Below are 25,754 nucleotides of genomic sequence, written 5' to 3' on the forward strand. Positions count from 1 at the left end.
CTTACTTATCTTCATCCGGATCGTCAACCACAACCGGTACTGTAGTTGTACCCGTCGTTGTGGGTTTAGGTGCAGAGGCGCCTTTTCTGAACAGGTTCCTGAAAAACTCCTTGAAACTGTCAAAATCGCGTTGGTAAATTAAGCCCAAGCCGTTAACATACTGCACATTTTGCTCATTATTGGCATTGTCTAACAACTGGTAATTGTTCAGTACCCGGTAAGAGTAGCGTGCACGCAGCTGCCCGTCAGGCCTTATAAGGTATTCCACACCCAAATCGGAGGTGAGGTTTCTGGAGTTGAACAGGTTAGATGAGTTATTGAACAGGTTGCCGCTACCTGTTGCGCTATACAAACTGCCGTTAATAACCACACGGTCTTTAAACAAGCGTAACGAGGCGCTGGCATCACTTTGTGAACGTATGTTTAAGTCTAAGCTTTTAAAACTGGTTGATTGTGCCAGGTAACTGTTGAGTTTATTAAATATAAACTCACTTGCAGCATTCTTGGCCGTACCCATTACCTGCTCGTTAATATTTGAACCGGTACCCGGGGCAAACTGCCGGCGTACAATTAAACTTAAAGCCTGCTGGTTACGATTATTTACATCAGACAGGTAAGTACCCAGTTGGTCTTTAATAGACGGGTTGAGCGGAAAGTTAAAATCGAACTCAATGGCAGGCTGTAACAGCGTGCGGGTAAGTATTAACTGTGCCTGTACCAGTTCCTGTTTCTGATCGGGCGAGTTATAGCCTGCCGCCGTGTATAGATCTGATACGTTGGCCCGCAACTCATAAGTAGCCCGCAGGTTGATCTCCGCATTAGAAGGGTTACCCGTCCAGCGTAAGGTACCACCCTGGTTAACCTGGAAGTTTTTACTGATGAAGTTTTTGGCTGTAAAATCGAACCGGCCCGAGGAGATGAGGAAGTCACCACGCATATCAAAATCGCCCAGGCTATTGATGTTGAGCTTTAATCCCCTTGCCGTACCGCGGCCTTCCAGTACACCCAGGTCGGTCGTAATCTTCACTACCGTCTTCTCATCGGCCGAGAGGTCGAAGTTCAGTGTAACACCTTTAAAACGGTTAGCATTGGTAACATAATGGGTAGAATCTTTATGACTTACAAAGCGTATAAAATCGTACTCCCCTGCCGTTGCCGATGTATTGAGCGGTATGTTAAATATGGTACCATCCTCGGTTTTGGCCGTAATATCAATCTTCATGTTGTCAATGGGCCCGGTAAAGCTAAAGTTGCCCGAGCCAAAGGCCGTACCGTAGTACAAGCGGTTGTCCTTAAAGGTGGTATTAAGGGCCATGAGGTTTTGAGCCACAACGTGTATATCCAATATTGGCGTGGCAAAATCGGAAAGATCTACACTTCCGTTTGCTGTGCCCTTACCTCCACGCTGATCGCTCAATATCATATCATCAATTTTAATGATGCTGTTGGTAACCGTCACCTTATCATTTATGATATAAGGCACCTTCAAATAATCAACCGTTACGCCGGTGTTGGCCAGGGTAATGGTACCATTAAGTTTTGGGTTTGAGGGGGCGCCTGTTAACTTGAGATCGGCCGATATGGTTCCTTTAACATCAGAAACCAGTTTTTTGATGAATGGTGCAAAAATAACCGCCTCGGTTTGATCCATGCGTACGTCAAAATCGAGCTTGTCCCCGGTTTCCTTATTTAAGTAATAAGCCCCGGCAATGTTCAGCGTTTCAAGACCGCGGTTTAAAATATTGAGCTTAACGTTTGCGCGCTTACGCTCGTTATCAAGATCAGAAACTATCTTTAGGTCACCAACCATGGTTTGATTCATCACCAACGAGTCTACCCGCAAATTGGCATCTACACCGGGCGCTTTCATCACCGAAGTTAAATTAACCTCGCCATTAAGCGAGCCACGCAACAATACCCCGGCCGATTTGGTGAGCTGATTGAGCGTAGAAACATGGAATTTTTCAAATTCCACTTTAAGCTTATCCTGTACATTGTCTGAAATAAAACCATCAATGCGCACTTGTTGCTCACCATTTGAAAGCTCGAAACCCTGTATTTGGGTTTTACCATTGAGCAAACGAATACGCACCTGCTCAGTTAAACGCCATGATTCGCGCTCGAGTATTACCTCGCTGGGGAGTAATTTGAGTTTAGCTGTAGTATCGCGCCCAAACTCCACCAAACCGTATAGATCCAACTGGTTAGTTGCATTTTTATCAGACAGCTTTACGTTGAAATTAAGGCTGTCGTTACGCAAAAAATTGGTAATGTTAATGTCTTTTATGTACAAACTGTCGGTCAGGTCAACCCGGCTTAATGATAAGTTGAGGTTAAGCAAACTATCGGCAGTGCTTTCATCCACAATAAAATCATGGAATACCATTTTACCATATTTTACCGTACGGATGAGTCCGCTTAGGGTAGCAGTTCTGTTTTTTGAATTAAATCTGCCCACAAACGTTCCTCCCTCAGGTATCTTCAAATCGGGCATGAAAATGAGCAGCAACGGATCAAGGTTTTTGAGCTTCAGCCTGAATTCGAAGTTTTGCAGTCCCGGTTTATAGATAGTGGTTTTTAACGACGGAATGTATTTTTTGGCAATGGTTTTATAATAAGAAGGCAATGTGGTTAGGTCGTACGTACCTTTAATGCTCCCGTCGGCCACGTCAGACAATAGGCTGATGGTGCGGTTACTGTCTAACCCTACAGCCGTTAATTTAAGCGAATCAACTATATAATTATCATGCGGTGTGGTAACCCGGGTAGGGTGCAAACTCACAAAGCCCTGCAAATTATTTAAACTATTACCGGTAAAGCTGGTGCTCATATCGGTGCTCAGGGTCAGCGTGTCTTTAACCAGCTTTAATTTATTGAGGTGGGCATCGCGTATGCTTGCAGTAAACTGGTATTGCGGCAGGTTCTTGTTCAGGTTTACGTTACCATTCAGGTTAAGCTTAAGATTGCGGTCGCCTACATTTATCTTGGCTTTGGCTATTTGATTTTTAAAGCTGCCATCCACATTTACGTTTTGGTAACGGTAACCTTTAAAATCAATATAATTTACCTTAGCGCCCAAAGTGGTCGATAAATTTCTTATCGCATCGCCGCTTCCGTTCACCGTAGCTACCATAGTAGTGCGCCCAAGAGTGTTGTTATCCAGCAGTTTAGCCAAATCAAAATTGGTGGCGCCTAACTTACCCTTGTAAGAGGGTACACCTTTACTGCTGATCTTCAAATAAACATCGGGGTCTAAACGGCCAAGCAGTGTTTTAAAGGTTCCTTTGGTATAAAAGTTATCTTGTGTACCTGTTAATTTGCCGCTAAAGCTGATGTTACCAAACTTAGCCATAACTTCGGGCACATGGCGGTTGGGCGTTCCTGTAAAATGGCTGTATAAATTATCAAGGTCTTTTTTATTCGTCGCCAACTGCTCAAAATCGAGCTCCATGCGGGTTCGCTCAAAATTGGGAAGACCTTTTAAATTGAAGTTACCTTTAAGATAAGTTGCCTGCGCGGTAGTAACGGTAAGATTGCGCGCTTTAATGTTGTTCACCAACCCGCTGGCGCGGCCGTTAATACCAAACTCAAAATTGATTTTACCTAAAGAGGGAGTGAAATAACCAATATCTGTTGATGAAAGGTGAGAATTTTTCATCTCTGCATCCATCACTACTTTGTTCACAAAATCGCTAAAATCACCGAAAGATTTATAGCGCATTCTGAAATAATTTTTCAAATGCGATTTGGGTGTAACCAATAGCAGGTTTTGCAGCAGTATTTGGTTGGTATCAATGCTGGCATTTACGGTAAGGTTGTTTACCTTAAAACCGCTTTTTTCCTGCAAGGTTAAATTTTGCAGGTTACCCTTAAAAATGTGATTCTTAAGATCCATTCCCGTTAGCACTGTGCTAAAGTGACTTACATCTAAATCATCGAAGTTTACTACCCCCGGTGTAGGCACAGGCTTCAACATGTTTTTATAACGTACACGCAAATTATTTACAGCAATACGTTCGAAGTTAAGAGTCCAGGGCTTGCTTACTTTTTTAACCGTATCGGGCTTGCCGCTAAAATAATCTATGATGAATTGCAGGTTGGTGGTACTGTCTTTCTGCTTTTTTAAGTAGAATGAACCATTATCCAGCTGGATATTTTTAAATTCTATTTGGCGCTGCTTAATGCTGTTGAAAACCGAGAAACCAGTAAGTTCTACGGTAAGCAGCGGCGTATGCAGCAGGGTATCCTTCTGTTTATCCAACACATAAAAATCCTCAAGTGCTACCGATGAAAACGGTTTAATGTACAGGCTTTTGATGCCTACCTTGGTATGCAGCTCTTTTGATAAGTAATTAGTGGCTTTGCGGGCAGCCCACGTTTGCACGGGCTTATATTGAAAAAGTAATAACACTATACTGACAAAGAGCAGTATAATGAGTACGATAACAAGCGCTATTTTGAGTATTTTTTTAATAATTTTGCTGCGTTAAACCCCTGTAAAAAGTGCCTGTAATTTTAGGAATCGAATCTTCTTGCGATGACACCTCGGCTGCTGTATATTCGGATGGTGTGATGTTAAGTAACATCATTGCCAACCAGGCTATACATGAAGCTTACGGGGGCGTTGTGCCCGAGCTGGCTTCGAGGGTTCATCAGCAAAATATTGTTCCGGCTGTGCAACAAGCTCTAATTAACGCAAAAATACGTAAAAATGATATTGATGCGGTAGCTTTTACTCGCGGACCGGGCCTTTTAGGTTCTTTATTAGTAGGCGTATCGTTTGCCAAGGCTTTTGCGCTGGCAAAAAACCTGCCTTTAATCGAAGTTAACCATATGCAGGCCCATATACTGGCACACTTTATTGATGAACCTAAACCAACATTCCCCTTCTTATGTTTGACCGTTTCGGGCGGACATACACAAATAGTTTTGGTGAAGGATTATTTTGACATGGAAATCGTGGGCCAAACGCAGGATGATGCCGCAGGCGAAGCCATGGATAAAACCAGTAAGATATTAGGCCTGCCCTATCCCGGCGGCCCTCTAATTGATAAACATGCACGCCTGGGTAACCCCGATGCCTATCCTTTTCCCGAACCTCAAATACCGGGATATAACTTTAGCTTTAGCGGTCTGAAAACTTCCATTTTATACTTCATCCAAAATAACGTAGCTAAGAACCCTAATTTTATTGCCGAAAACCTGAACGATATTTGCGCCTCGGTTGAAAAACGGATTGTTACCATCTTGCTGAATAAGCTTACCAAGGCCGCACATGCTTATGGCATTAAGGATGTGGCACTGGCGGGAGGTGTATCTGCAAATACAGGTTTGCGGTTAGGGTTACAACAACTGGGGGCCAAACACGGCTGGAACACTTTCATCCCTGCTATACAATATTGCACCGATAACGCCGGCATGATTGCCGTAGCCGGCTACTATAAATATTTACAAGGCGATTTTACCGATCAGCATGTGGCACCGCTGGCCCGCATGCCGTTTTAATTATATATACATGAGCATACCATCTTTAATTTTCTGGCTGATATTTGTAGTTCCTTTGGTTGGCTTGCTTGTATGGATCATGAAGCAAGATAAACGCAAAGGCATTACCGGGCTTATCGTACTTGCTGTAATGGTTATAGCCGGTATAGTATATATGTACGTGCGTACAGGCGGAAAGTAACCACCTTTTACCTTAACAATTAAGGTCAAGTCTTTTAACAAGGAAAGCCGCTAAATTTAGCGGCTTTCCTTGTTAATACACCTCATTTAATAAAATTTAGGCGGTGGATTTAATTGTGGATTTTGGCGTTGGTGCCAGTATGGATAAATCAAATCTCGATCGCTGGCAGCATCCAGCTTTTTCACTTGCTCAGTGGTTAAGTTCCAACCTACTGCACCCAGGTTTTGCACTAATTGCTCCTCATTGCGGGCACCTATAATGATGTTGGCAACGGCTGGACGCTGCAATAACCAGTTGAGCGATACCTGCGCTACCGATTTACCAGTCTCTTCAGCAACTTCATCTAAAGCATCTACAATCTTATAGAGCCGTTCAAAGTCGGTAGCCGGTCCGTGCGAACCACCCTGGCTCATGCGGTTATTTTCGGGCAGAGGTTTGTCGCGGCGAAACTTACCACTCAAGCGGCCAGATGATAGCGGGCTCCATACAATGGTGCCTACATTTTGATCGATACCTAGCGGCATTAGCTCCCATTCAAACTCACGGTCTAACAAAGAATAATAAGCCTGATGCGCAATATACCTCGACCAGCCGTATCGTTCAGAAACCGACAGCGATTTCATTAAATGCCAGCCAGAAAAGTTAGAGCAGGCAATATAACGTATTTTACCGGCGGTTACCAAATCATCTAAAGCCTTCAAGGTTTCCTCTACAGGTGTATTGCCGTCGAAACCGTGCAGGTGATAGATATCTATATGATCGGTATTTAAGCGGCGCAAACTGGCCTCACACTGCTCAATTAAATGATAGCGCGACGAACCGAAATTATTTGGCCCTTCACCCTCCATAGGGAAAGTAGCTTTGGTAGATAGGATTACCCGGTTGCGGATGCCTTCTATAGCCTTACCCAAAATCTCTTCAGATGCACCTTGAGAGTAAATGTTGGCCGTATCGAAAAAGTTAACGCCAGCATCAATACAAAGGTTAACCAAGTGTTTAGCCTCCTCTACCTGGGTACTGCCCCAGGCTTTAAAAAACTCATTGGTACCACCAAAGGTGGCGGTACCAAAGCTTAGCACGGGCACTTGTAAACCCGAGCCGCCTAATTGTCTGTATTCCATAAGCCCCTCCTAAATCCTCCCCGGGAGGGAGGACTTTTGATTATTTTTACGTATGTTTATTCTTAAGCTCCCTCCCGGGGAGGGTTGGGCTACTCCCCTTTCGGAAAATCAGCACCTACTGTGGTTTCCTCCCAGGCATCAAAATCCTTTTTAAGCAGCTCAATTTTATTACGGGCTCCTTTCAGGGCGGCTTCGCCTAAGAGTAAACGCAACGGTGGATTTTCAGACTCAACGGCTTTGATCATGGCTTTAGCTGCGCGAACCGGATCACCAGGCTGGTTGCCGCTGTAGCCACGGATGCTGTCTTTGTTAGCACCGGCAGTTTCTTTATAATCGTCAATTACCACTTTGCTGTTGTTTGCCGAACGCCCAGCCCAATCGGTACGGAAACCACTTGGAGCTATTACCGTTACTTTGATGCCCAATGGGGCCAGCTCTTTACTTAACGATTCGGAATAACCATCAACCGCAAATTTGGTTGCGTTATAAAAACCTACCGCCGGGAAACCTACTAAACCGCCAATAGAAGCTACATTAAGAATGTGGCCGCTGCGTTGTTTTCTTAATACCGGCAACACAGCTTTGGTCACGTTGGCTAACCCAAAAAAATTGATCTCGAACATGCGGCGCACTTCTTCCTCTTCACTTTCTTCAATGGCACCAAAATAACCTATACCAGCATTATTAACCAATACATCTATTTGTCCAAATTTTTCCTGAACTTCTGTGACAGCAGCCTTGATCTCATCCGCTTTAGTCACATCCAGCTTAACGGCTATGGCCGTATCAGGGTATGCTTCGGTAATATCTTTTACATCATCGGTATTACGTGCCGCTACGGCAGCACGGTATCCTGAGGCTAAAACCTCTTTAGCTAATTCGCGGCCAAAACCGGTAGAACAGCCTGTTATAAACCATACTTTACTCATGATAGTGTTTTTACTATTTGTTTGTTTTAAAACAACACAAGTATGGGTAATTGTTTGTCAGCGTTTTATCAGGATGTTTGAAGGGATAATAGATTGAGGAGCATTTGAAAACCCCTCCCTACCCTCCCCAAGGAGGGTACTTTAAAGTTACATTTCAATCCTATTAATTCCCTCCCTCGGGAGGGCAGGGAGGGGTTTTCAACAAAAGTCGTAAACAAAAAGCCACTTTATTGCTAAAGCGGCTTCCATCAATATTTAAAAACTAAAACTTATTCAGCTTCAATAGCCAGGCTATCGCCGGTTACTACTTCTTTAATCTTGTTTTCCAGCTCTTCCATCAGTTCAGGGTTATCCTGAATCAATTGTTTTACGGCATCACGGCCCTGGCCTAAGCGGCTATCGCCGTAGCTAAACCACGAACCTGCTTTTTTAATAATACTGTGTTCTACACCTAAGTCGATGATCTCACCGGCTTTAGAAATACCTTCGCCAAACATAATATCAAACTCAGCCAAACGGAACGGAGGGGCTACCTTGTTCTTCACGATCTTCACCTTTACGCGGTTACCCGACACTTCATCGCTATCTTTAATTTGTGATATACGGCGTACATCCAAACGTACCGATGCATAGAATTTAAGGGCGTTACCACCGGTAGTAGTTTCGGGGTTACCAAACATTACACCTATCTTATCGCGCAACTGGTTAATAAATATACAGCAGCATCCGGTTTTGCTAATGGTACCGGTAAGCTTACGTAAGGCCTGCGACATTAAACGAGCATGTAAACCCATTTTAGAATCGCCCATTTCTCCTTCAATCTCAGCTTTGGGTACCAGGGCTGCTACCGAGTCAATCACCAATATATCTATAGCTCCCGAACGGATCAGGTTATCTGCAATTTCAAGGGCCTGCTCGCCGTTATCGGGCTGAGAGATCAATAAGTTTTCTACGTCTACACCTAATTTTTGGGCGTAAAAACGGTCAAATGCGTGCTCGGCATCAATAAAGGCTGCAATGCCACCTTTCTTTTGCGCTTCTGCAATGGCATGAATAGCCAAGGTAGTTTTACCCGACGATTCGGGACCGTAAATTTCAATAACACGGCCTTTAGGTAAACCGCCCACACCCAAAGCCAGGTCGAGTGTAAGTGAGCCGGTAGGGATAACCTCAATAGGCTCAATGGTGGTATCACCAAGCTTCATGATGGTGCCTTTACCGTAAGATTTCTCCAGCTTATCTAATGTTAGCTGAAGAGCTTTTAATTTATCTGCGCTTGCGTTACTCATCTTATTTATTTTGTATAACAAATATAGGGTTTAATATTTAATTGCTAAAAAAATTAGTAAAATATATTTAATTATTTTAATGCAGTTCTGTGCGTTGGCTATATTTGGAAGGCAGGGCGTAAACAATTTAAAAAATCCTTTATCGCCCTTTAAACGTATAACCTATACACTATTACTTTAAACTGCCTGTTTATAATATAAATATACAGTAATTAGTTTAATTAACCCTTGCGTTTATGTCCTTAAAAAAAGGAGAATTTATACCAGCCATTGTAAAACGCGTAGCACGTTACAGCTTTAAATATGGCTGGCATGGCCGTTACCAAAACTGGGCACAGGCCCTTGGGCAAACTACTGGTTACAATGCAAATGCAGTATTACAAAGAGTAAGCGCTGCGGCCTCAAAAGTAAAGAACGGACAAGCCGTTTACGAGCGTGATGGTATTGCGCTTAACCACATTGAAGTGTTTTATCCGTTACTTTCAGCTTTACTGCTGGTGGCCTCGCGCAATAATAATGAGTTGAGTTTAATAGATTATGGCGGTTCCTTGGGTACATCGTACCGTCAAAACTTCCCTTACCTTAACCACTTAAGCAGCCTGCGGTGGCATTTAATAGAACAGCAAATGTTTGTAGATGAAGGCCGTAAAAACTTTGAGGATGAACACCTGCACTTTTATTACAACTTAACCGAAGTGCTGCAACAGGATAAACCGCAGTTATTAATGTTCAGCAGTTCGCTGCAGTATATGGAAAAGCCTTACGAACTGCTTACAGAAGTAAAACAGTCGGGCATTGAATACCTGCTCATAGACCGCACCGCCTTTATTGATGAACCCGAAGACAGGCTTACCATACAAAAAGTGCCACCAGCGTTTTATGAAGCCTCGTACCCGTGCTGGTTTTTTAGTGAGCAAAAAATGAATGCCTTTTTGCAAGACAGCTACGAACTGGTATTTGGCTTTGAATCGGGACAGAAAGTTACTTTAGGACTGGAGGAGCTTGATTATACTGGTATGTTATGGAAACTTAAGAGTAATCATTAAACGCTCACTATCATTCATTTATTAATCTATTAGAATTTCTACTCCGGGTGTAGTGCCTGAAACCGATTTGATTTTTCCGATAAATTCTTTTCTATCGAAGCGGTCATAATAGGATATTTGTGTATTGCCGATAGATTTCACCTTGCCAAAATCTTCTTCCGAATCAAACCTGTCGTAATAAGTAATAGGTATATTTCCTACTAATTCAAGTTTACCCTCGTTATCACTATCGAAACGATCTCTATAACTAAACAAAACATTACCAACAGACTTTACTTTACCAATGTTATCAAATCCGTCGTATCCACTAATATAGGTAACGGCAACATCTCCTATCGCCTTAAGTTTACCCACAAGTCCCGAACCGTCAAATGCAGAATAGTATTCGATATGTGTGTTGCCAATGGCTAAATTTTTCCCTTGCAAATAAGTGCCATCTGCAGGCGTACTATATTCTACATCGCTTTCCCCATCAGAAAACAAATTAATTTTTCCGTTTACCCGAAGTTGCATTGTAACGTTACCTTGAACTAACTCCACCGTTAAAAACGATTTTGAAGAATTATGTAAAGTAATAGCAGTAACAGTTTGTGCTTTACCCAATAAAGTGATAGCCACAAGCAGCGCGGTGAGACCGAATATACGTTTCATGATAGTTTTTAAGTTGGTGTATGTTTGAATCACAAAGTACCAGATGGTTTAACCTGCTATCCTCAAATTTCACGAATACTCTACTGTGGGTTAATCTTGTTGATGAACTTCACTTGTTGAAACATGCTTAACCGGAAAGTTAACCGAATTAGCAATGAAACAGTACTGATTAGCCTTTTTGTGCAGATCATCTATTTGTAGCATCATATCCTGATGCATGACTACTACGTGCGGATGCAAAACCACTTCAGTAAACCGTCCGCTACCGTTGCTTTCTTCAACCATAATAGCCGAGGCATTGTCGGTATAAGCAGTAACCACCACACCTGCCTCGCTGCATAAATGTAAAAACCAAAGCATATGGCAGGAAGACAGTGACATTAACAACATTTCTTCGGGATTATGAAGCGAAGGGTTACCCATAAAAGCCGGATCGGAAGAGCCTTCAATAGTAATTTTATTATTTATACTGATGCTGTAAGAGCGTTGGTAACTACGGTAAGTTTCCGTACCCTGCCCTGTGTTACCGGTCCAGGTTAAGTTTGCATTGTAAGTATGTTGTTTGCCCATAACCGGTTACCTTGTAAAACAAAGGTAAGTTGATTTGTTATTGTTAAGTTGAATATTTATAGTTGTTTCACCTCAAATACTAACCTTTATGCTTAACCAGTTTCTTATTAAACCAGCCCTGATTTGCATCGTATCAATATTGGGTATGGCTACCGTAAACGCACAAAAAGTTGCTAATTATGCAATAGGCAAATATGGCGCAACCAATTACGAGCATTTTTCTTTTTGGACCAAAGCCGGGAAACGTGCAGAAATCACCTACACTTATGGCAAGGATGGCAAAGAATTACCTGTTAAATATTTAGGCAAAGCTAGCTATGAGGGCAAAGCCGCCTTTAAAATACAACTTCCTAATGGCAGCCTCTTGTACGTAATAACATCGGGCATCAACCTGAAAGTGCAGAATACAACAAAAAGCTACAACAAGCTATTTACCTGGGCATACGAAGGCCCTGTAAACGGGATGGGTACGTTTTGCGAAGCCTGCGCAGAAGACGAAAAAGAAGCGATGAAGCTTTTGAACAGCGCCTATATGAAATAGCAGATTGGAGAATAACCGTCATTACAAGGAGCGATAGCGACGAAGCAATTCCTGCGCTATGGATAGCGGCTGCTTTTCTATGGCGATTACTTCTTACATCGCAATAATGTGCTGATTTGAATCTATTAATGCTCTTTCAGGATGGTATGATCCATTTTATCGCGTTTAGTACGCAGGTAAAACTCGTTATGTGGGTTAGGTAATATTTCGATGGGTACGGTTTCAACTACCTCTAAACCGTAGCCAATTAAACCAGAACGTTTTTTGGGGTTGTTACTCATTAAACGCATTTTAGTAATACCCAGATCGCGAATGATTTGAGCACCTATGCCATAGTCGCGCAGATCCATTTTAAAGCCTAACTGTATGTTGGCCTCTACGGTATCCAGGCCGCTCTCCTGTAACTGGTATGCTTTAAGCTTATTTATTAAACCTATACCCCTACCCTCCTGATTCATATAAATAATCACACCTTTACCTTCTTCGTTTACTTTTTCCATGGCCTTATGCAATTGCGGACCACAATCGCACCGGCAGGAGCCAAATATATCGCCTGTAACACAAGAGCTATGCACCCGAACCAGTACCGGCTCGCCGGGTTCCCAGCTACCTTTAATAAGTGCCAGGTGATGATCGCCGGTATCCTTTTGCGTATAGGCAATCATTTCAAAATCGCCCCATTGCGTAGGCATCTTTACTGCTACTTCACGGTCAATCAGGCTGTCATTGCTTAAACGGTAAGCGATCAGGTCTTTAATAGAGATAATCTTGAGATCAAACTCTTTGGCAATAACCAACAACTCCGGAAGCCTGGCCATTTCGCCATCTTCTTTCATAATCTCGCATATTACACCGGCAGGCTCCAGTCCGGCCATTACGGGCAGGTCTATAGCGGCTTCAGTATGCCCTGCACGGCGCAACACGCCGCCATCTTTGGCAATTAAAGGAAACACGTGACCCGGGCGACCTAAATCTGCCGGCTTGGTAGCCGAATCAATAAGCGCCAAAGTAGTTTTAGAACGATCTGATGCAGAAATACCTGTGGTACAACCATGCCCCAATAAGTCTATAGATACGGTGAAGCTGGTTTCGAGCGTGGCAGTATTGTTGGTCACCATAGGGTCAAGCTCCAACTCGCGGGCACGCTGGCGGGTAATAGGCGCGCAAATTAAACCGCGGCCGTAACGGGCCATAAAGTTTATAGCCTCCGGCGTAGCAAAGCGTGCTGCAATTAAAAAATCGCCTTCGTTCTCGCGGTCGTCATCATCAACTACAATAATGATCTTGCCTGCTTTGATAGCTTCAACAGCTTCGGGTATGGTATTTAACATATAGAGGTGAAAGCAAATAAAAGTGAGGCTTGTTTGTACGCTACAGCCATGCTTTTATATAAGTATAAGCAAAGTTAAACTATGGATAAGTTAAACAGGTCTGTAGTTTGTAAAATCAATGCAGCTCGCTCAACGCTTTTTTGCGCTTAAATACTTTGACAAAATAGCGTTTGTAAGCATCGGTATCAAACAAAACCGAATCGTTTGCGGCCTTGTACGACAGGAACAAACCAATAGGCGTTAAGATCATGATGGCTATCCACATGCCCATAGCGGGTGTCATACTGCCCTCTTTGGCCGATTTTTCGCCGATGGTGGCAATAATATAATAAATAAGGAAGAATACAACCGATACCACCAAAGGCAAGCCCAAACCACCTTTACGTATAATAGCACCCAGGGGCGCACCTATAAGAAAGAGCACCAAACAAGCTGCCGAGAGCGTAAACTTCTTTTGATACTCGATAGAGTACTTACGGATATTCTTTGAATCTTCTTTATAGCGCTCTGATAGCGTACGCAGCGATTCCCTGACCGATTGCGCCTCGTTTAGGGCATTAGGTAAGGCTCTTTGCAAGGCATCGGGCTTAATTATGCTTAAAGATGCATCGCTTTTAACAGGGTTGCCGGAAGCTAACTTATGCGGCACTGCAAAGTATCTTAAATAAGAGGTAATAATGGACGTATTGCCTCTATTAATATTGTTAACCGCCTTAATACTCGAATCCTGAAACTTACTGAGCTGCTTAAGGTTCATCATTTGAATGGTTGACCGCCACTCGTTGGCATCCGTACGCTTCATTTTAAAGCTTTCGAGGCTAAATTTTTGCTCTGTAGAAGTAAACCGCTCACGCCTGAACATTTTCCGCGGATTAAGACTTCCTTCGCCGGCTTCTTCCTCGTAACGTACGCCGTCTTTAATTTTTAACACCAGGAACAAATCATCAGGTGTGCGGTACATAATGGCCTGTTTGGCTATAGTTACTATTAAATTGTTAGAGCCCGGCTTGTTCTCATAGATCATAACGCCATAAAGCGTTTGACCATCGGGGTCCTTTTTTTGTACGCGTATAGAGTAGCCCTGGCTTTGAAAACTGTTGTTAAAAACCCCTTCAGAAATCAGGAAAGATGTTTTTTGCTGGCGCACATCATACAACAACGAGTAGTACTTGAAGTTGGCAATGGGCAGCATATAATCTGAAAAGATAAATGCACCGATACTGAGCAGCGTAACCACGATTAGCATAGGGTACATTGCCCTGGTGAGCGATATACCAGCCGATTTGATGGCTACCAATTCATAATTCTCACCCAAATTACCGTAGGTCATGATGGAAGAAAGGAGGATAGACAAGGGCAAGGCCATTGCCACATTGGTCATGGAGGCATACATCATGAGTTCGAGGATGATGTACCACTGGAAGCCTTTACCTATTAAATCGTCGATGTATTTGAATAAAAACAACATCAACAACACGAACATCACGATGAAAAAGGTAACAACGAAAGGCCTGATGAAAGACTTAAGAATTAAGAGATGTATCTTTTTCACTGGGCAAAGTTAAGCAATTGTACCCGTTCCTACTTCCCTTTACAGAAGCATACCGGCAACGTTTATGCTAAACGCTGAGGTGGCCTTTTTTAGTATAAAAGCGCTATGTGATTAACCGTAAGCTTCTGTTAAGCGCCTATTACACCTATTAAATAGCCTATCTGGTTGTTCCAGATGAGTTTGCGTTCGGCAATGGTATCTTCGGTGGCAAAATCGGTCACGCTCAGGGCAACATCGTTGGTAAGTTCGTCCTGAACAATCTCCATTTCAAAATAACACTGCGGGTCATCGTCCAGCCAGCGGAAACGGATAAACTTATTCTCTTTCATGCCCAGCAGCTTGGCTTTCTGCTCTTCACCGTCCCAGGTAAAAGTATAAGTTTGATCTCTGAACGTAACCTGATCGGCAAACCACTGCGTTAGCCCGTTAGCTTCACTTAAAAAACTGTATAATATGCGGGGAGAAGACTTGATTTCATACTCCAGCTGGAACTTTTTTTTATCAGACATATCAGGTTTACAGGAGGTTTTGCAGCCGCTGCTGCAAATGTTAACATTTTTTCTAAAGAAAGGTAAATAATCCTATATTTGCAAACCTTTTTAGGAAAGCCCATCGGGACGACCCTAACTAAGGACGGCGGGGTAGCTCAGATGGTTAGAGCGTAGGATTCATAACCCTAAGGTCGGCAGTTCGATCCTGCTCCCCGCTACTGAATTGGCAAAAGAGGCATAATCGAGATTCAAACTCGGGGATGCCTCTTTTTTATTGGCTATAACTTGCTTAAAGGAAAGATATATGCAAATACCGAATTGATAGAAAAGTTCGATAAGTATCTGTTTCCTTGTTGTAAAAAATGCCTTCGAAAAAGACCAATAAATAAATTTTTTACGTGGTTAAATTGATCGGCAGAAAGGCAGATTTGAGGTAAAATCGACGGCAAGGGCCAAGACTTATCAAGGTTCGACACTTTTCTTCTGTTAGTCAAACGCTGTCCCCCAACTTACAGTGCTATTTTTTCATCTTTATGGCAGAGCTTGTTTATTTATAAAACGCCACAGCAATATAAGTCAAAAATCTTTAAGTCAGCATTACCGCTGGCCTGATGCTATAGAAGCCATACTTTCCGCCAATAGCACATTTTATTGTAGTTTAACAATTTACTAATATGTTTAAAGTATGTTGCGTAACAATTCATTGGTCATTCGTGACCATTATTCAATATACAAATCATGAGAGAAAAAGTAGGTTTCAATGAGGAGAAAGAAAATGGGACTAAGTTCACAAGCAAAACAAAATCAATACTATTGAACAACTTTACTAAAAAGCTTGTTCCTTTAATAATAATGGGCGGCGTTTGTTTTTCGGCTATTGCACAGCCGTCACATAAAAATCCGTGGATAAAAGCAGATATTGGTAAACTCCCACCTATAGCCAGCCTTACCAATGGACTGTGGCTTAAGGGTGATCTGCATGTACATTCGAGGCATAGCACAGAGTCATCAAATAATCCTGTTGGCAAGATCATTGCTTTTTCTAAGTCAGTTGGAATAGATTACATCTGCATAACCGATCATGACAACCATGTAAACGGAGATGTAGCCCATCATACCTGGGCCGATCCTGAGTTTAAATCTGACGATGTATTGCTACTTTATGGTGCAGAGTGGACCACCGTTCGCGGTCACGGCAATGTATTTTCGGCCAAACCTTACAACCACCAAAGTTTATATGACGTGCGCGACCAACGCGATACGGTAATTGGACGAATAAAAAAAGGCTTAGGTATTCATCTTTCTGCCAACCACCCAAGCGGTAAAGATCACTTTGGCTATTCGTACGATATCATCAATTCGCTTGAAGTATGGAATTCTGTGCTTTGGTCGAAAAATGCAGAAGCTATCATGATCTGGGACGATATGCTTTCGTCGGGCCGCAAATTAACCGGCCGCGGAGGCAGTGATGCGCATCACGGCATCCCCGAAACACCCGATAAGGCAACAGCTAACAGCGGCCAGGCTAAAGCAAATTATGTAGGCACACCTACTACCTGGGTATTTGCTACGGCGCGTACTAAGCAGGCTGTGGTAGACGCCTTAACTAATGGTCGTGTTTCGGTAAGTGCCAACCCTTATGCGCCACGTGTAGAATTTTATGCAGATTTAGATGATAACGGAAAGATGGATATGATGATGGGCGATAATACTAAACCAACGGGTAAAGCTGTAAAATTCCGCGTTCAGCTAACAGGCAAAACCGTATCAGATACGGCATATACCGTTACCGTAATTAAAAATGGCGGCAAATTTAACAGTTTTAAAACATCGGGTAAAATTCCGGCCGTAGAATTTACCGATATTCCTGCTGCAACAGGCCGCACCTATTACCGCGTTGTGGTTGAAGGGCCTGGAACTCCCTATCCTGAGGTACCTCAGGCAATGGCACTTACTGGAAATATGGTTGGCTTGTCAAACCCTATCTACTTTAACTTCGATCCAAACTTTTAACCTAATGAACAACCTTAACCAATAGCCTTAATGAGCTATTTGGTTAAGGTTGTTTCATATAAAACACTGCCTTTATAATTTACAGCTTTCATGTTGAGCTGTTTGGCATTTACAGAAAAGTACATATAACCATTTTCTGAGGCCTCAAAGCGGCTGTAATTTACGCCACTGGTGACCGGTGTAAGCTCCGAACCTGCACCTGAAATAAATAAATGCGTTTGACCTTCGGGCTTTAAATGCTGCAAAGAATGGTCGTGCCCGGCAAGATACACATCTACCTTACACTCTTCAAAAACTGGTGCTAAAGCTTTTCTTATGGCCAGGGTGTCATAGTTTTTAATGCGGGGGCCTACCGTATAGTGCGGATGATGCCCAACTACTACTTTCCACTTAACATTAGCCGAAGCTTGTTTAAGCGTTTGCCTCATCCATTCCATTTGTTTTTCTGGCTCCTGCTCTTTCATTTCATATATGATAGGCTGGGTATCTATGAACACGAAAAGCACCTTATCATTACCAGTGCCTAAACTTACTTCTTTTGAGTAATACCTTGCAGGCATGTTCCACCGGCGACTTACTTTACTATAACGTATTTGCGCATCGGGGTCTGAACCGTAATCGTGATTGCCCAAAATAGGATACCAGTCGCATTGTAGTGAGTGAGCTGTGTACACATTTTCGAAAGAGAAATTCAACAAGGGATCATGCTCGCTAACTACGCCTTTGGGATAAAAGTTATCTCCAACCGATATTACAAAGTTATTGGGGTGCGATGCAGCCCATTGGCCCATTTGTTTGGCTACTTCCAGTTGCAAATATTCACCATTGCGGCCCCAGTCGCCAATAGCTAAAAAATGCAACCCGTAGGCTGCATCTGCGATAACTGTAGTAGAAAGGTCTTCACTTTCAAGGTGGGTAACACCACTTTCGGCCAGCACCTCCAGGGGTGCTATCATAGTAACCCCCAATGCACTGATGGCGGTGTTTCTGACAAATTTTCTACGATTCATATTTAAACCCTGATTTAATGATTACTTACTTTTTACCGATGTTGTAGAAACACCGTTATTAAACAATGGATTAACGCGGAAGTATTTGTTGGCGCCGTCGAAATAAACCACATAGTCTGATTTAAAATGAGTGCTTTTTAAATAATAATCCGTGGTGATTATTTGCGCACCGGAGTTACAGGCGGCTTCAAAATCGCTTTTGTCATTAACACGGGCTTGTTGGGTATCTCCATCGGCACGGGTACGGATAATGTAGCCTTTTTTAACCAGTCCAGGTATTTCGGCATCTTTGGGGTTATTCCTGATCATCATAGCGGCCTCGGGCGTACCCGGTTCGGCATTAGCAAATAAAACACGTCCTTTCAGGGATGGATGACCGGCTATGTATAACTCTCTTTTCTCTTTATTATCATCTAAAATGAACAAGAATTTACCTTTGGCTTTTTTAAGCGCAGGCCAGTTGTTGTGCAATACTGCGTCTTCCAGGGTTTTGTATTTTCCTCTCACCTGATCCGGGGTAATTACCTGTGCTGCACCCAATCCGTCGATGATGTTTTTATCCAACTCGGCAAAAGTTTGTTCGGTAAACTTTTCAGGTACGGTAAGCATTGGGTTTTTAGATGCCTGATCTTTGCCTTCCAGGGTAATAAATATAGGGTTATGATCGGGATGCGCTTCAGACCACGATCTTAATTGCTGCAGGCATTTTTTAAAGGTTAATGCATGGCTGCGAAAGTCGAGGTCAACCACATGAAAAACTTTAAAGCCGGGTTCTTTCATTTCGCCATCGGGGTCATAAGCCGGTTGATCCTTAGCCCAATCCAAACCCTTCGGGTGAGCATACTTCCCTCCTTTTGCATCAGCATATAAATCAATTTCCAGGTTCAACAACCCCATATTTAACTGATCGGTCAGGCTAATATGCTCATAGTCGATCTTGCTGGCCGATACCGAATCCATTTTTTGGAAAGCTTTGAACAAGGCTGGGGCAATGGCTTGCTTATAGCTGTTGTGCGAACCAATGACCTGTATCTTATTTATTGGAATATCATCAACAGGATTAGGTTTTATTGCCGGTACAGCCAGCATCAGCATTATACTTAAAATAATTTTCGTCATAGTATAAAACATAATAAACGACCAGCAGCATTTAAGCTGGCTGGCCGTTCGGTTAGCGTGATTGTGTAAAGTTCAATAATTAATATCCCGGATTTTGTACTAATTTATTATTTAATCTAATCTCGCTGATTGGAATAGGAAACAACCTGCGGGTAGCATCCTTATTCATGGTCAGGTTATCGTTTGGCAGTGGGTACTCTTTTTCAAATATGCCATAACGGATCAGGTCATTCCTTCTCCAGCCTTCCCAAGAGAGTTCGCGGGCACGTTCATCAAGCAATTCGTCAAGCGTTATACCATTGGCAGGCGTTGTTACGCCCGACCGGGTACGTAGGCGGCTAACCAGGTAATCTGGCGTTTGTAACGCACCCCCGACTGTTGTTGCAGTAGCGCCCCTCAATATCGCTTCGGCCTTCATCAAGTACACGTCGGCCAAACGGAATACCGGTACATCATTACTGTTTAAGCGGGTTGCCTGTATGGTAGTAACATCCGGGTAATACTTAATAGAGCGTACGCCCATAGCCTGGCTGGCTGTGGTGTTGCCCACATCCATAGGCTTGGTAGTAATTAAAACCAAGTTAGGAGTTATTACGATCTGGTTGGTGGTACCCGGGTAATTAGCCGGTTGATTGGTAAATCCGCCATTACCGTCAGGAATAAATTGCGGTCCAACCAGCCATGTGTTTTTGCGTACGTCTCCCGCCAAATTAAAGCGATTATAAAACTCAGGTGTAGTACTCATGGCAATACTTAACGATACCTGGAAACCATAAGAAGGTGCCAGCGCAGGAAAGAAACCAAAGCGGGTGAACTGATTGCCCGGTATTTGCTGATCATAAGGTACGGCAAATATGGTTTCATTGATTTGCGGGCCGTTATTAGGTAGAAAAATGTCGCGAAACTTGGCATCCAACGTATAGTTGGTGCTTTTTTGAACGCTATCAGCCATTGAAACTACATCATTATAGCGAGCAGTACCCGTGTATATATTTGCGTTAAGATACATTTTTGCCAATAGTGCAAAAGCCATTGCTTTGGTTGGCCTGCCATATTGCAAAGTATTGGTAGCAGCCACGTTGGTTTTTGAAGGCAACAATGGTATTACCGCTTTAAGCTCTGACTCAATAAATTCAAATATTTTGGCACGTGGCTGTGTAGGTGGCAAATCACTTACCGGAAACTGCGATATAAGCGGCACATTACCGTATGTATCCATCATAAAAAAGTAGAATAATGCACGCATTGCCCTTACTTCGGCTAAACTGGCGGCCTTACTGGCTTCCGTAGCTTTAGAGTCGTTGGTGAGTACAATTAACCTGTTACAGTTATTAATGGCACCAAAACCCCATTCCCAAACTCCCCTCACATTCGGGTGATCAAACGTCCAGGTGTGGTAATGTAACTGGCGGTATTGGCCACCATCATCAAAATTGCCATCGCGGGCCGGAATGATGGCTTCATCTGTTGAAAGCTCTTGCATGCGCCAGTAATCAATAGCATAGCGAGACGACAGGCTGGAGTACATCGTGCCGAATAAGGCAGCATAATCGTTAGTTGTAGTAGGGAAGTTCTCTCTAACGTATTGCGACTCTACCGGCACATCTAATTTAGTACAAGAGGCAATAGTGATTACCATCAGCATTGCTGATAATAGTATTTGTATTTTTTTCATAACCGATATGATTTTTGATGTTAAAAGGATGCGTTTACACCAAATATGAAAGTGCGTGTTTTAGGATAAAAGTTGTTATTATCTACTCCCGGCGTATCTCCGCCTATATTAATTTCAGGATCAATACCTTTATACTTGGTAATTACAAAGAGGTTATTACCCGATACATAAAGTCTTATATTTTTAATAGATTTAACTTTAGGCTTAATACTGTAACCCAGGGTAGCATTATCTAAACGCAGGTACGAGCCGCTTTCCAGAAAACGGTCTGATATGAGGTAGCCGTTTATATCGTTATAGGATTCTCCCAAGGTAAAGCGTGGTATGTTTTGAATTTTTGAATCAACCGGGTTGTTCAAATTAGCTAAAGTGGCATTCAAAATTTTGTTACCCAGCACACCCCTAACTAAAAAGTTAAGATCGAAATTTTTGTAATTGAAGGTGTTACTAAAACCATAGACTAATTTAGGCTGTGCATTACCGGCAACCATCTGGTCGGTTGTTAAAGGTTGAGCTGCGGTTACCGAGCCATCGGCTTTTTGATAAGTACTTACACCCTTTTCATTTTTACCTAAATAATGCCATAAGTTGAATGTACCTATGGGAGATCCTGGCTGTATGATCTGGCTGTAGTTACCCGATTGGCCTTTACCACCAAGTTGGGATGTTTGTAAAAAGTTAAGCGTGTAAATTTCGTTAGATAGCTTTTCAACAACATTTTTGTTATGAGCTAAATTTATGCTTGTGCTCCATTTAAAATTTTTGCCGCTAACAGCTTTTGCATTCAATACCAACTCAATACCTGAGTTTTTAATATCTCCTACATTGGCATCAATTGTATTAAAATAATACTGAGTTGTTGATACGTTATAGTTTGCAATTAAATCGGAAGTTTTCTTGATATAGTAATCAACAGAACCGGTTATACGGTCTTTTAAGAAACCAAAATCTAAACCAAAGTTTGTAGTGGCGGTACTTTCCCATTTAAGGTTGGCAGCATCATTACGCACAGGGCCAAGGGCATTAGTAATATTACCATTATACAAAAACTTCGAGTTATTACCAAAAACCAGTATAGAAGTAAATGCGTTAAAGCCTTCGCTGTTACCCGAAACGCCATAACCAACCCTTAATTTCAGATCACTTACTGCCGTCAGCTTCTTCATAAAATCCTCTTCAATGATTTGCCATGCTCCAGACACTGCAGGGAACAATCCCCAGCGATTATTTACACCAAATGCCGACGAACCATCTTCTCTTAAGGATGCCTGAAATAAATATCTTTTCTTATACTGATATTGTGCACGTCCGTAGTAAGACAATATTCTAAGCGTTGAAATTGTACTGGTTCCGAATGGTACTTGTGAAAGCGACGTTGGATTAGAGAGGGATAAATTAAAGTATGTTAAATTATCATTAGAAAAGGTCTGAGTGGCAACGCCGAAGCCATCATTTATCCGGTTTTGCTGATAAGAGTGACCTGCAAGCAATTTAATAGAATGTGAGCCAAACTCCCTGTCGTAGTTAAAAAAACCTTCAACTACGGTATTTTTATCAACATTTGAATTACGGCTGGCGCGGCCACCAAAATTTACTGCAAGCCCGGATGCACTATTAAAATATTGATTAACGTTGCTTTGCTCTCTTTGTAAAGATCCATTTACTGTAAATTTAAGACCCCGTAAGATATCTACCTGTACCGATCCATTAATCAAGGACAAGTTTCTTTCAGTTTTGGTAAAGTTATTATCAATAAGCGATAATGGATTTAACGTACCGCTACCCGTTCTACCATAGTTTTCTTTGTAAGTGCCATCGGCATTAAAAGGGCTTACTGTAGGCAAGTAAAATAATATTCCGGGCAATATTTGCGCTTGCGGAACATCATTGTTTTTACTCTGGCTGTTGGTTAAAGTAAGATTTAATTTTAAGTGGTTATCAAAAAAACGCTGATTAATGTAGCCTTTTAAAATGGTACGCTCTAAAGAGGTATTTTTTAAGATACCGTTATTTTTTAGATAATTGACACTCACTCCAAATTCGGCGTTGCTTGTTGCGCCCCCATATGAAAGGTTGTGGTTTTGTGAGTAACTACGGCGTAAGGCCAGGTCTTGCCAGTTAGTGTTAGAACCATCATCGTTCAAAAGCGGAACTAATGTTTGCCCGTTACTTTTCAAATAATCACGGAGTTCATTGCCACTAAGCATATCAATATGCTTAGATACTGCTTCGGTTGCTGCATAAGCGCTGTAAGTCAAGCGGTTTTGGCCAACTTTTGACCGACGCGTGGTAACAAAAATAACCCCGTTGGCAGCTCTCGAACCATAAATTGCGGTTGCCGAAGCGTCTTTTGCCACATCAATGCTTTCAATATCAGCAGGTGCTAATATATCTATGTTTGCACCTGGTACACCATCAATTACATAAAACGGCGTTTGCGCGCCTGTACGCAATGTTGATGGACCTCTTAGCAATACGGTGGGTTGTTGGTTAGGGTCACCACTCTTGGTAACGTTTAAACCGGCAACCTTTCCTTGTAATAACTGCGCTGGAGTGGTAATTACACCAACATTGAATTCATCAGCCTTTACCGTAGTAATTGATCCGGTCAGGTCTTTTTTGCTTGATGTTCCGTAACCAATTACTACAACATCTTTAAGCTGTTTTAAATCGGGTTGAAGGGTAACAGCTATATTGGTGTTATTCCCTACAGTGATGGTTTGTTCAACAAAGCTCAACATGGTAATTCTAAGCACCTCGGCCGGGCCGCTTACCCTGATGGTGAATTTACCTTCAACATCTGTTAGTGTACTGCCGCCGCTTTTAGCGCTTACTGTTACGCCCGGCAGGCTTTCGTTTTTCTCGTCGGTAACAGTACCCGATATTGTGCGCACTTGCGCAAGTGCAGGTGTGGCTACAGCAAATATGATTAGCAGTAATAGGTATTTCCAGTTACCGTTAGTTTTTGCAAGCCTGAAAAAATCATTGTAGAGTTTTTTCATAAAATTAATGGTGGAGTGTTTAAATTAATGTGATTATTAATTCTGCAAAGAAACACTACTGCTATTATGAAAAAATCAATAAGGAGTTACTTTTAATGTCATTTCCCTTTTTTTAAAAGACAAATTAAATCACATAAATTAAATTTAAGTAATTGAATATGAGTATTTTACAACAAAATGATGCATAAAATCTACCCGATTTATGGATAATATTAACTTGACTAAACCTTAATGTTAAATAGGGTTTCAGACTTCTATATGAGCTGTATATTACCAGCTATATTTAGCTTACATGAAGTTCAGTTACATAACATCGTTTATATTGCTTATCTTGAATTGTTTCAGCGCTTTAGGTCAAAAAGCCGATACTGTTTTGAAATCCGGACATATTGATTCGACGCAGATTTTTAAATTATTTTATGTGCCTGTTAATGTTCCGGCCGGTATTACCGAGATCAAAGTGAAGGAGCAATATTCTAATGAGGGTAAAAACGTACTTAACATGGGCATTTATGCGCCTGGAGATTATAGTATAGGTAAAACAGTAAATTTCCGTGGCTGGAGCGGAGGCGCAAAAAACGAGTTTTTTATCAATGAAGCTGATGCATCAACAGGGTATATTCCCGGCAAAATTACGCCTGGCATCTGGCATGTACTTATCTACTCTTCAACCATCATTAAAGCCGGTTTAGATTGGAAGCTGGAAATCTCTTTGTCTAAAACACAACCTAAAAAGCCTTTTATAATTAAGCCGGCTAAAAAAATCATTAATCAAATTACCGGTTGGTACAGTGGCGATCTCCACATGCACACCCTGCATTCCGATGGTAAGCGTACCCAGCAGGAATTGGTTGATGAAGCTGTAAGCAAAAAACTTGATTATATTATTTCGACAGAACACAACACCAATAGCGCCAACCTTAAATGGGGGTACTATGATCCAAATAATTTGCTTGTTATTAATGGCGAAGAAATTACCACCACAGCCTTCGGCCATTGGAACGCTTTGGGCCTAAAAACCAAAACACTCATAGACTGGCGCTACACCCCCACTGATAAGGTTATTCAACGGTATATAAACATGGTTCATAATGATGGTGGTTTATGCATCATCAACCATCCATTCTACACCAAAGATTTATCAAACGGTTTTAAATTTGATCCCTTGTTGTTTGATGGTATTGAAATTTGGAACGGCAACTGGGATTTTATGGATGCCAAAGCACTTAAGTGGTGGCAGCAACTATTAAAACAAGGTAACCACCTGTTAGCCATTGGCGCCAGCGATACCCACAAAGCCACAGGAAGCGAGAACAACTTAGGCAACCCAAGCACTATAGTTTATGCCGAAGGTCTATCAAAGGAAGCCATACTTAACGGATTAAGAAATAGAACAACATACATTAGTTCGTTAGGAAAGATAGATCTGATTTTTAATGCACAAACCTCAAACGGCAAGGCTACTATCGGCGAAACTCTGAAAGTTAAACCAGCCGGTGAGGTTAGCGCGAACTTAGTTTTGAAGCCCTTACCCAATGCTGTTGTAACACTTATAGGAGAACAAGGTCCACTGTTTACCGTGAAGGCAGACCGAGAACAATATCAATGGACCATACCAGCGGCATCAACAAAATTTATACGTATTGAGGTGCGTGATGCAAAAGACCAAATGCTTATTTTAACTAATCCAATATGGTTAAAGTAAAATACAGTGAGCACTTTAGCTAT

The 25,754-nt window shown here is 42.1% G+C and carries 19 protein-coding genes and 1 tRNA gene; 7 read left to right on the top strand and 13 right to left on the bottom strand.

The window, feature by feature from the left end:
• Position 1: 1 nt before the first annotated feature.
• Positions 2-4,384 (bottom strand): translocation/assembly module TamB domain-containing protein, encoded by a 4,383-nt coding sequence (locus IEV61_RS15845; RefSeq protein ID WP_188418016.1) that lies wholly within the window; start codon positions 4,382-4,384, stop codon positions 2-4.
• 119 nt (positions 4,385-4,503) lie between these two features.
• Between IEV61_RS15845 and tsaD the strand changes: the two genes are divergently transcribed.
• Both tsaD and IEV61_RS15855 read left to right on the top strand, forming a co-directional pair.
• Positions 4,504-5,505 carry a tRNA (adenosine(37)-N6)-threonylcarbamoyltransferase complex transferase subunit TsaD gene (tsaD, locus tag IEV61_RS15850; protein ID WP_188418017.1) on the top strand — a complete coding sequence of 334 codons (1,002 nt, stop codon included), beginning with the start codon at positions 4,504-4,506 and terminating at the stop codon, positions 5,503-5,505.
• A gap of 10 nt (positions 5,506-5,515) precedes the next feature.
• A complete protein-coding gene (locus tag IEV61_RS15855) occupies positions 5,516-5,686 on the top strand; it encodes a hypothetical protein (protein ID WP_188418018.1) in 171 nt (56 codons plus the stop codon).
• Between the two features lie 86 nt (positions 5,687-5,772).
• On the opposite strand, the gene IEV61_RS15860 is transcribed toward IEV61_RS15855, so the two are convergent.
• The 3 genes from IEV61_RS15860 to recA all read right to left on the bottom strand — a co-directional run bounded on the left by IEV61_RS15860 (position 5,773) and on the right by recA (position 9,025).
• Positions 5,773-6,807, bottom strand: coding sequence for an aldo/keto reductase (locus tag IEV61_RS15860; protein ID WP_188418019.1), 1,035 nt, complete (start codon positions 6,805-6,807; stop codon positions 5,773-5,775).
• An 89-nt stretch (positions 6,808-6,896) separates the two neighbouring features.
• Positions 6,897-7,736: an oxidoreductase gene (locus tag IEV61_RS15865; protein WP_188418020.1), complete on the bottom strand. Its 840-nt coding sequence runs from the start codon at positions 7,734-7,736 to the stop codon at positions 6,897-6,899.
• A 269-nt stretch (positions 7,737-8,005) separates the two neighbouring features.
• Positions 8,006-9,025: a recombinase RecA gene (gene recA / locus IEV61_RS15870; protein ID WP_188418021.1), complete on the bottom strand. Its 1,020-nt coding sequence runs from the start codon at positions 9,023-9,025 to the stop codon at positions 8,006-8,008.
• Positions 9,026-9,261: 236 nt separating this feature from the next.
• On the opposite strand from recA, the gene IEV61_RS15875 reads away from it, so the two are divergent.
• Positions 9,262-10,071: a methyltransferase, TIGR04325 family gene (locus tag IEV61_RS15875; protein WP_188418022.1), complete on the top strand. Its 810-nt coding sequence runs from the start codon at positions 9,262-9,264 to the stop codon at positions 10,069-10,071.
• A gap of 21 nt (positions 10,072-10,092) precedes the next feature.
• Here the strand turns inward: IEV61_RS15875 and IEV61_RS15880 are convergent, their stop codons facing one another.
• Both IEV61_RS15880 and IEV61_RS15885 read right to left on the bottom strand, forming a co-directional pair.
• Positions 10,093-10,722 (bottom strand): hypothetical protein, encoded by a 630-nt coding sequence (locus IEV61_RS15880; protein WP_188418023.1) that lies wholly within the window; start codon positions 10,720-10,722, stop codon positions 10,093-10,095.
• Positions 10,723-10,812: 90 nt separating this feature from the next.
• Entirely contained in the window at positions 10,813-11,292 is a 480-nt protein-coding gene (locus IEV61_RS15885) for an OsmC family protein (RefSeq protein ID WP_188418024.1), read from the bottom strand.
• An 88-nt stretch (positions 11,293-11,380) separates the two neighbouring features.
• Between IEV61_RS15885 and IEV61_RS15890 the strand changes: the two genes are divergently transcribed.
• Entirely contained in the window at positions 11,381-11,833 is a 453-nt protein-coding gene (locus IEV61_RS15890; protein WP_188418025.1) for a hypothetical protein, read from the top strand.
• A gap of 125 nt (positions 11,834-11,958) precedes the next feature.
• Here IEV61_RS15890 and IEV61_RS15895 read toward each other — a convergent pair whose 3' ends face one another.
• The 3 genes from IEV61_RS15895 to IEV61_RS15905 all read right to left on the bottom strand — a co-directional run bounded on the left by IEV61_RS15895 (position 11,959) and on the right by IEV61_RS15905 (position 15,225).
• Positions 11,959-13,164 (bottom strand): bifunctional 3,4-dihydroxy-2-butanone-4-phosphate synthase/GTP cyclohydrolase II, encoded by a 1,206-nt coding sequence (locus IEV61_RS15895; RefSeq protein ID WP_188418026.1) that lies wholly within the window; start codon positions 13,162-13,164, stop codon positions 11,959-11,961.
• A gap of 115 nt (positions 13,165-13,279) precedes the next feature.
• On the bottom strand, positions 13,280-14,716 hold the full coding sequence (locus IEV61_RS15900) for an LptF/LptG family permease (RefSeq protein ID WP_188418027.1): 1,437 nt from the start codon (positions 14,714-14,716) through the stop codon (positions 13,280-13,282).
• 128 nt (positions 14,717-14,844) lie between these two features.
• Positions 14,845-15,225: an START-like domain-containing protein gene (locus IEV61_RS15905; protein ID WP_188418028.1), complete on the bottom strand. Its 381-nt coding sequence runs from the start codon at positions 15,223-15,225 to the stop codon at positions 14,845-14,847.
• Between the two features lie 126 nt (positions 15,226-15,351).
• On the opposite strand from IEV61_RS15905, the gene IEV61_RS15910 reads away from it, so the two are divergent.
• Both IEV61_RS15910 and IEV61_RS15915 read left to right on the top strand, forming a co-directional pair.
• A tRNA-Met gene (locus tag IEV61_RS15910) sits at positions 15,352-15,425 on the top strand.
• 520 nt (positions 15,426-15,945) lie between these two features.
• Positions 15,946-17,220: a CehA/McbA family metallohydrolase gene (locus IEV61_RS15915; protein WP_229747171.1), complete on the top strand. Its 1,275-nt coding sequence runs from the start codon at positions 15,946-15,948 to the stop codon at positions 17,218-17,220.
• A 35-nt stretch (positions 17,221-17,255) separates the two neighbouring features.
• On the opposite strand, the gene IEV61_RS15920 is transcribed toward IEV61_RS15915, so the two are convergent.
• The 4 genes from IEV61_RS15920 to IEV61_RS15935 form a co-directional block, all read right to left on the bottom strand.
• Positions 17,256-18,230: a purple acid phosphatase family protein gene (locus IEV61_RS15920; RefSeq protein ID WP_188418029.1), complete on the bottom strand. Its 975-nt coding sequence runs from the start codon at positions 18,228-18,230 to the stop codon at positions 17,256-17,258.
• A gap of 21 nt (positions 18,231-18,251) precedes the next feature.
• A complete protein-coding gene (locus IEV61_RS15925; RefSeq protein WP_188418030.1) occupies positions 18,252-19,349 on the bottom strand; it encodes a phosphatidylinositol-specific phospholipase C1-like protein in 1,098 nt (365 codons plus the stop codon).
• Positions 19,350-19,428: 79 nt separating this feature from the next.
• The gene (locus IEV61_RS15930; RefSeq protein ID WP_188418031.1) at positions 19,429-21,024 is read right to left on the bottom strand and encodes a RagB/SusD family nutrient uptake outer membrane protein; all 1,596 of its coding nucleotides are present in this window, start codon (positions 21,022-21,024) and stop codon (positions 19,429-19,431) included.
• 20 nt (positions 21,025-21,044) lie between these two features.
• Positions 21,045-24,026 carry a SusC/RagA family TonB-linked outer membrane protein gene (locus tag IEV61_RS15935; RefSeq protein ID WP_188418032.1) on the bottom strand — a complete coding sequence of 994 codons (2,982 nt, stop codon included), beginning with the start codon at positions 24,024-24,026 and terminating at the stop codon, positions 21,045-21,047.
• A gap of 292 nt (positions 24,027-24,318) precedes the next feature.
• On the opposite strand from IEV61_RS15935, the gene IEV61_RS15940 reads away from it, so the two are divergent.
• On the top strand, positions 24,319-25,731 hold the full coding sequence (locus tag IEV61_RS15940; protein ID WP_188418033.1) for a CehA/McbA family metallohydrolase: 1,413 nt from the start codon (positions 24,319-24,321) through the stop codon (positions 25,729-25,731).
• Positions 25,732-25,754: the final 23 nt, after the last annotated feature.

The sequence above is a fragment of the Mucilaginibacter galii genome (genome assembly GCF_014635825.1).
In the GTDB taxonomy this organism is placed as follows: Bacteria; Bacteroidota; Bacteroidia; order Sphingobacteriales; family Sphingobacteriaceae; genus Mucilaginibacter; species Mucilaginibacter galii.

Excerpts from the sequence above, each read along its gene's own strand:
- IEV61_RS15895 (WP_188418026.1), bottom strand. The coding sequence starts at position 13,164 with ATGTTAAATACCATACCCGAAGCTGTTGAAGCTATCAAAGCAGGCAAG.
- IEV61_RS15940 (WP_188418033.1), top strand. The coding sequence starts at position 24,319 with ATGAAGTTCAGTTACATAACATCGTTTATATTGCTTATCTTGAATTGT.
- IEV61_RS15935 (WP_188418032.1), bottom strand. The coding sequence starts at position 24,026 with ATGAAAAAACTCTACAATGATTTTTTCAGGCTTGCAAAAACTAACGGT.
- IEV61_RS15860 (WP_188418019.1), bottom strand. The coding sequence starts at position 6,807 with ATGGAATACAGACAATTAGGCGGCTCGGGTTTACAAGTGCCCGTGCTA.
- IEV61_RS15865 (WP_188418020.1), bottom strand. The coding sequence starts at position 7,736 with ATGAGTAAAGTATGGTTTATAACAGGCTGTTCTACCGGTTTTGGCCGC.
- IEV61_RS15925 (WP_188418030.1), bottom strand. The coding sequence starts at position 19,349 with ATGACGAAAATTATTTTAAGTATAATGCTGATGCTGGCTGTACCGGCA.
- IEV61_RS15855 (WP_188418018.1), top strand. The coding sequence starts at position 5,516 with ATGAGCATACCATCTTTAATTTTCTGGCTGATATTTGTAGTTCCTTTG.
- IEV61_RS15905 (WP_188418028.1), bottom strand. The coding sequence starts at position 15,225 with ATGTCTGATAAAAAAAAGTTCCAGCTGGAGTATGAAATCAAGTCTTCT.
- IEV61_RS15890 (WP_188418025.1), top strand. The coding sequence starts at position 11,381 with ATGCTTAACCAGTTTCTTATTAAACCAGCCCTGATTTGCATCGTATCA.
- IEV61_RS15915 (WP_229747171.1), top strand. The coding sequence starts at position 15,946 with ATGAGAGAAAAAGTAGGTTTCAATGAGGAGAAAGAAAATGGGACTAAG.
- IEV61_RS15875 (WP_188418022.1), top strand. The coding sequence starts at position 9,262 with ATGTCCTTAAAAAAAGGAGAATTTATACCAGCCATTGTAAAACGCGTA.
- recA (WP_188418021.1), bottom strand. The coding sequence starts at position 9,025 with ATGAGTAACGCAAGCGCAGATAAATTAAAAGCTCTTCAGCTAACATTA.
- IEV61_RS15885 (WP_188418024.1), bottom strand. The coding sequence starts at position 11,292 with ATGGGCAAACAACATACTTACAATGCAAACTTAACCTGGACCGGTAAC.
- IEV61_RS15920 (WP_188418029.1), bottom strand. The coding sequence starts at position 18,230 with ATGAATCGTAGAAAATTTGTCAGAAACACCGCCATCAGTGCATTGGGG.
- IEV61_RS15930 (WP_188418031.1), bottom strand. The coding sequence starts at position 21,024 with ATGAAAAAAATACAAATACTATTATCAGCAATGCTGATGGTAATCACT.
- IEV61_RS15880 (WP_188418023.1), bottom strand. The coding sequence starts at position 10,722 with ATGAAACGTATATTCGGTCTCACCGCGCTGCTTGTGGCTATCACTTTA.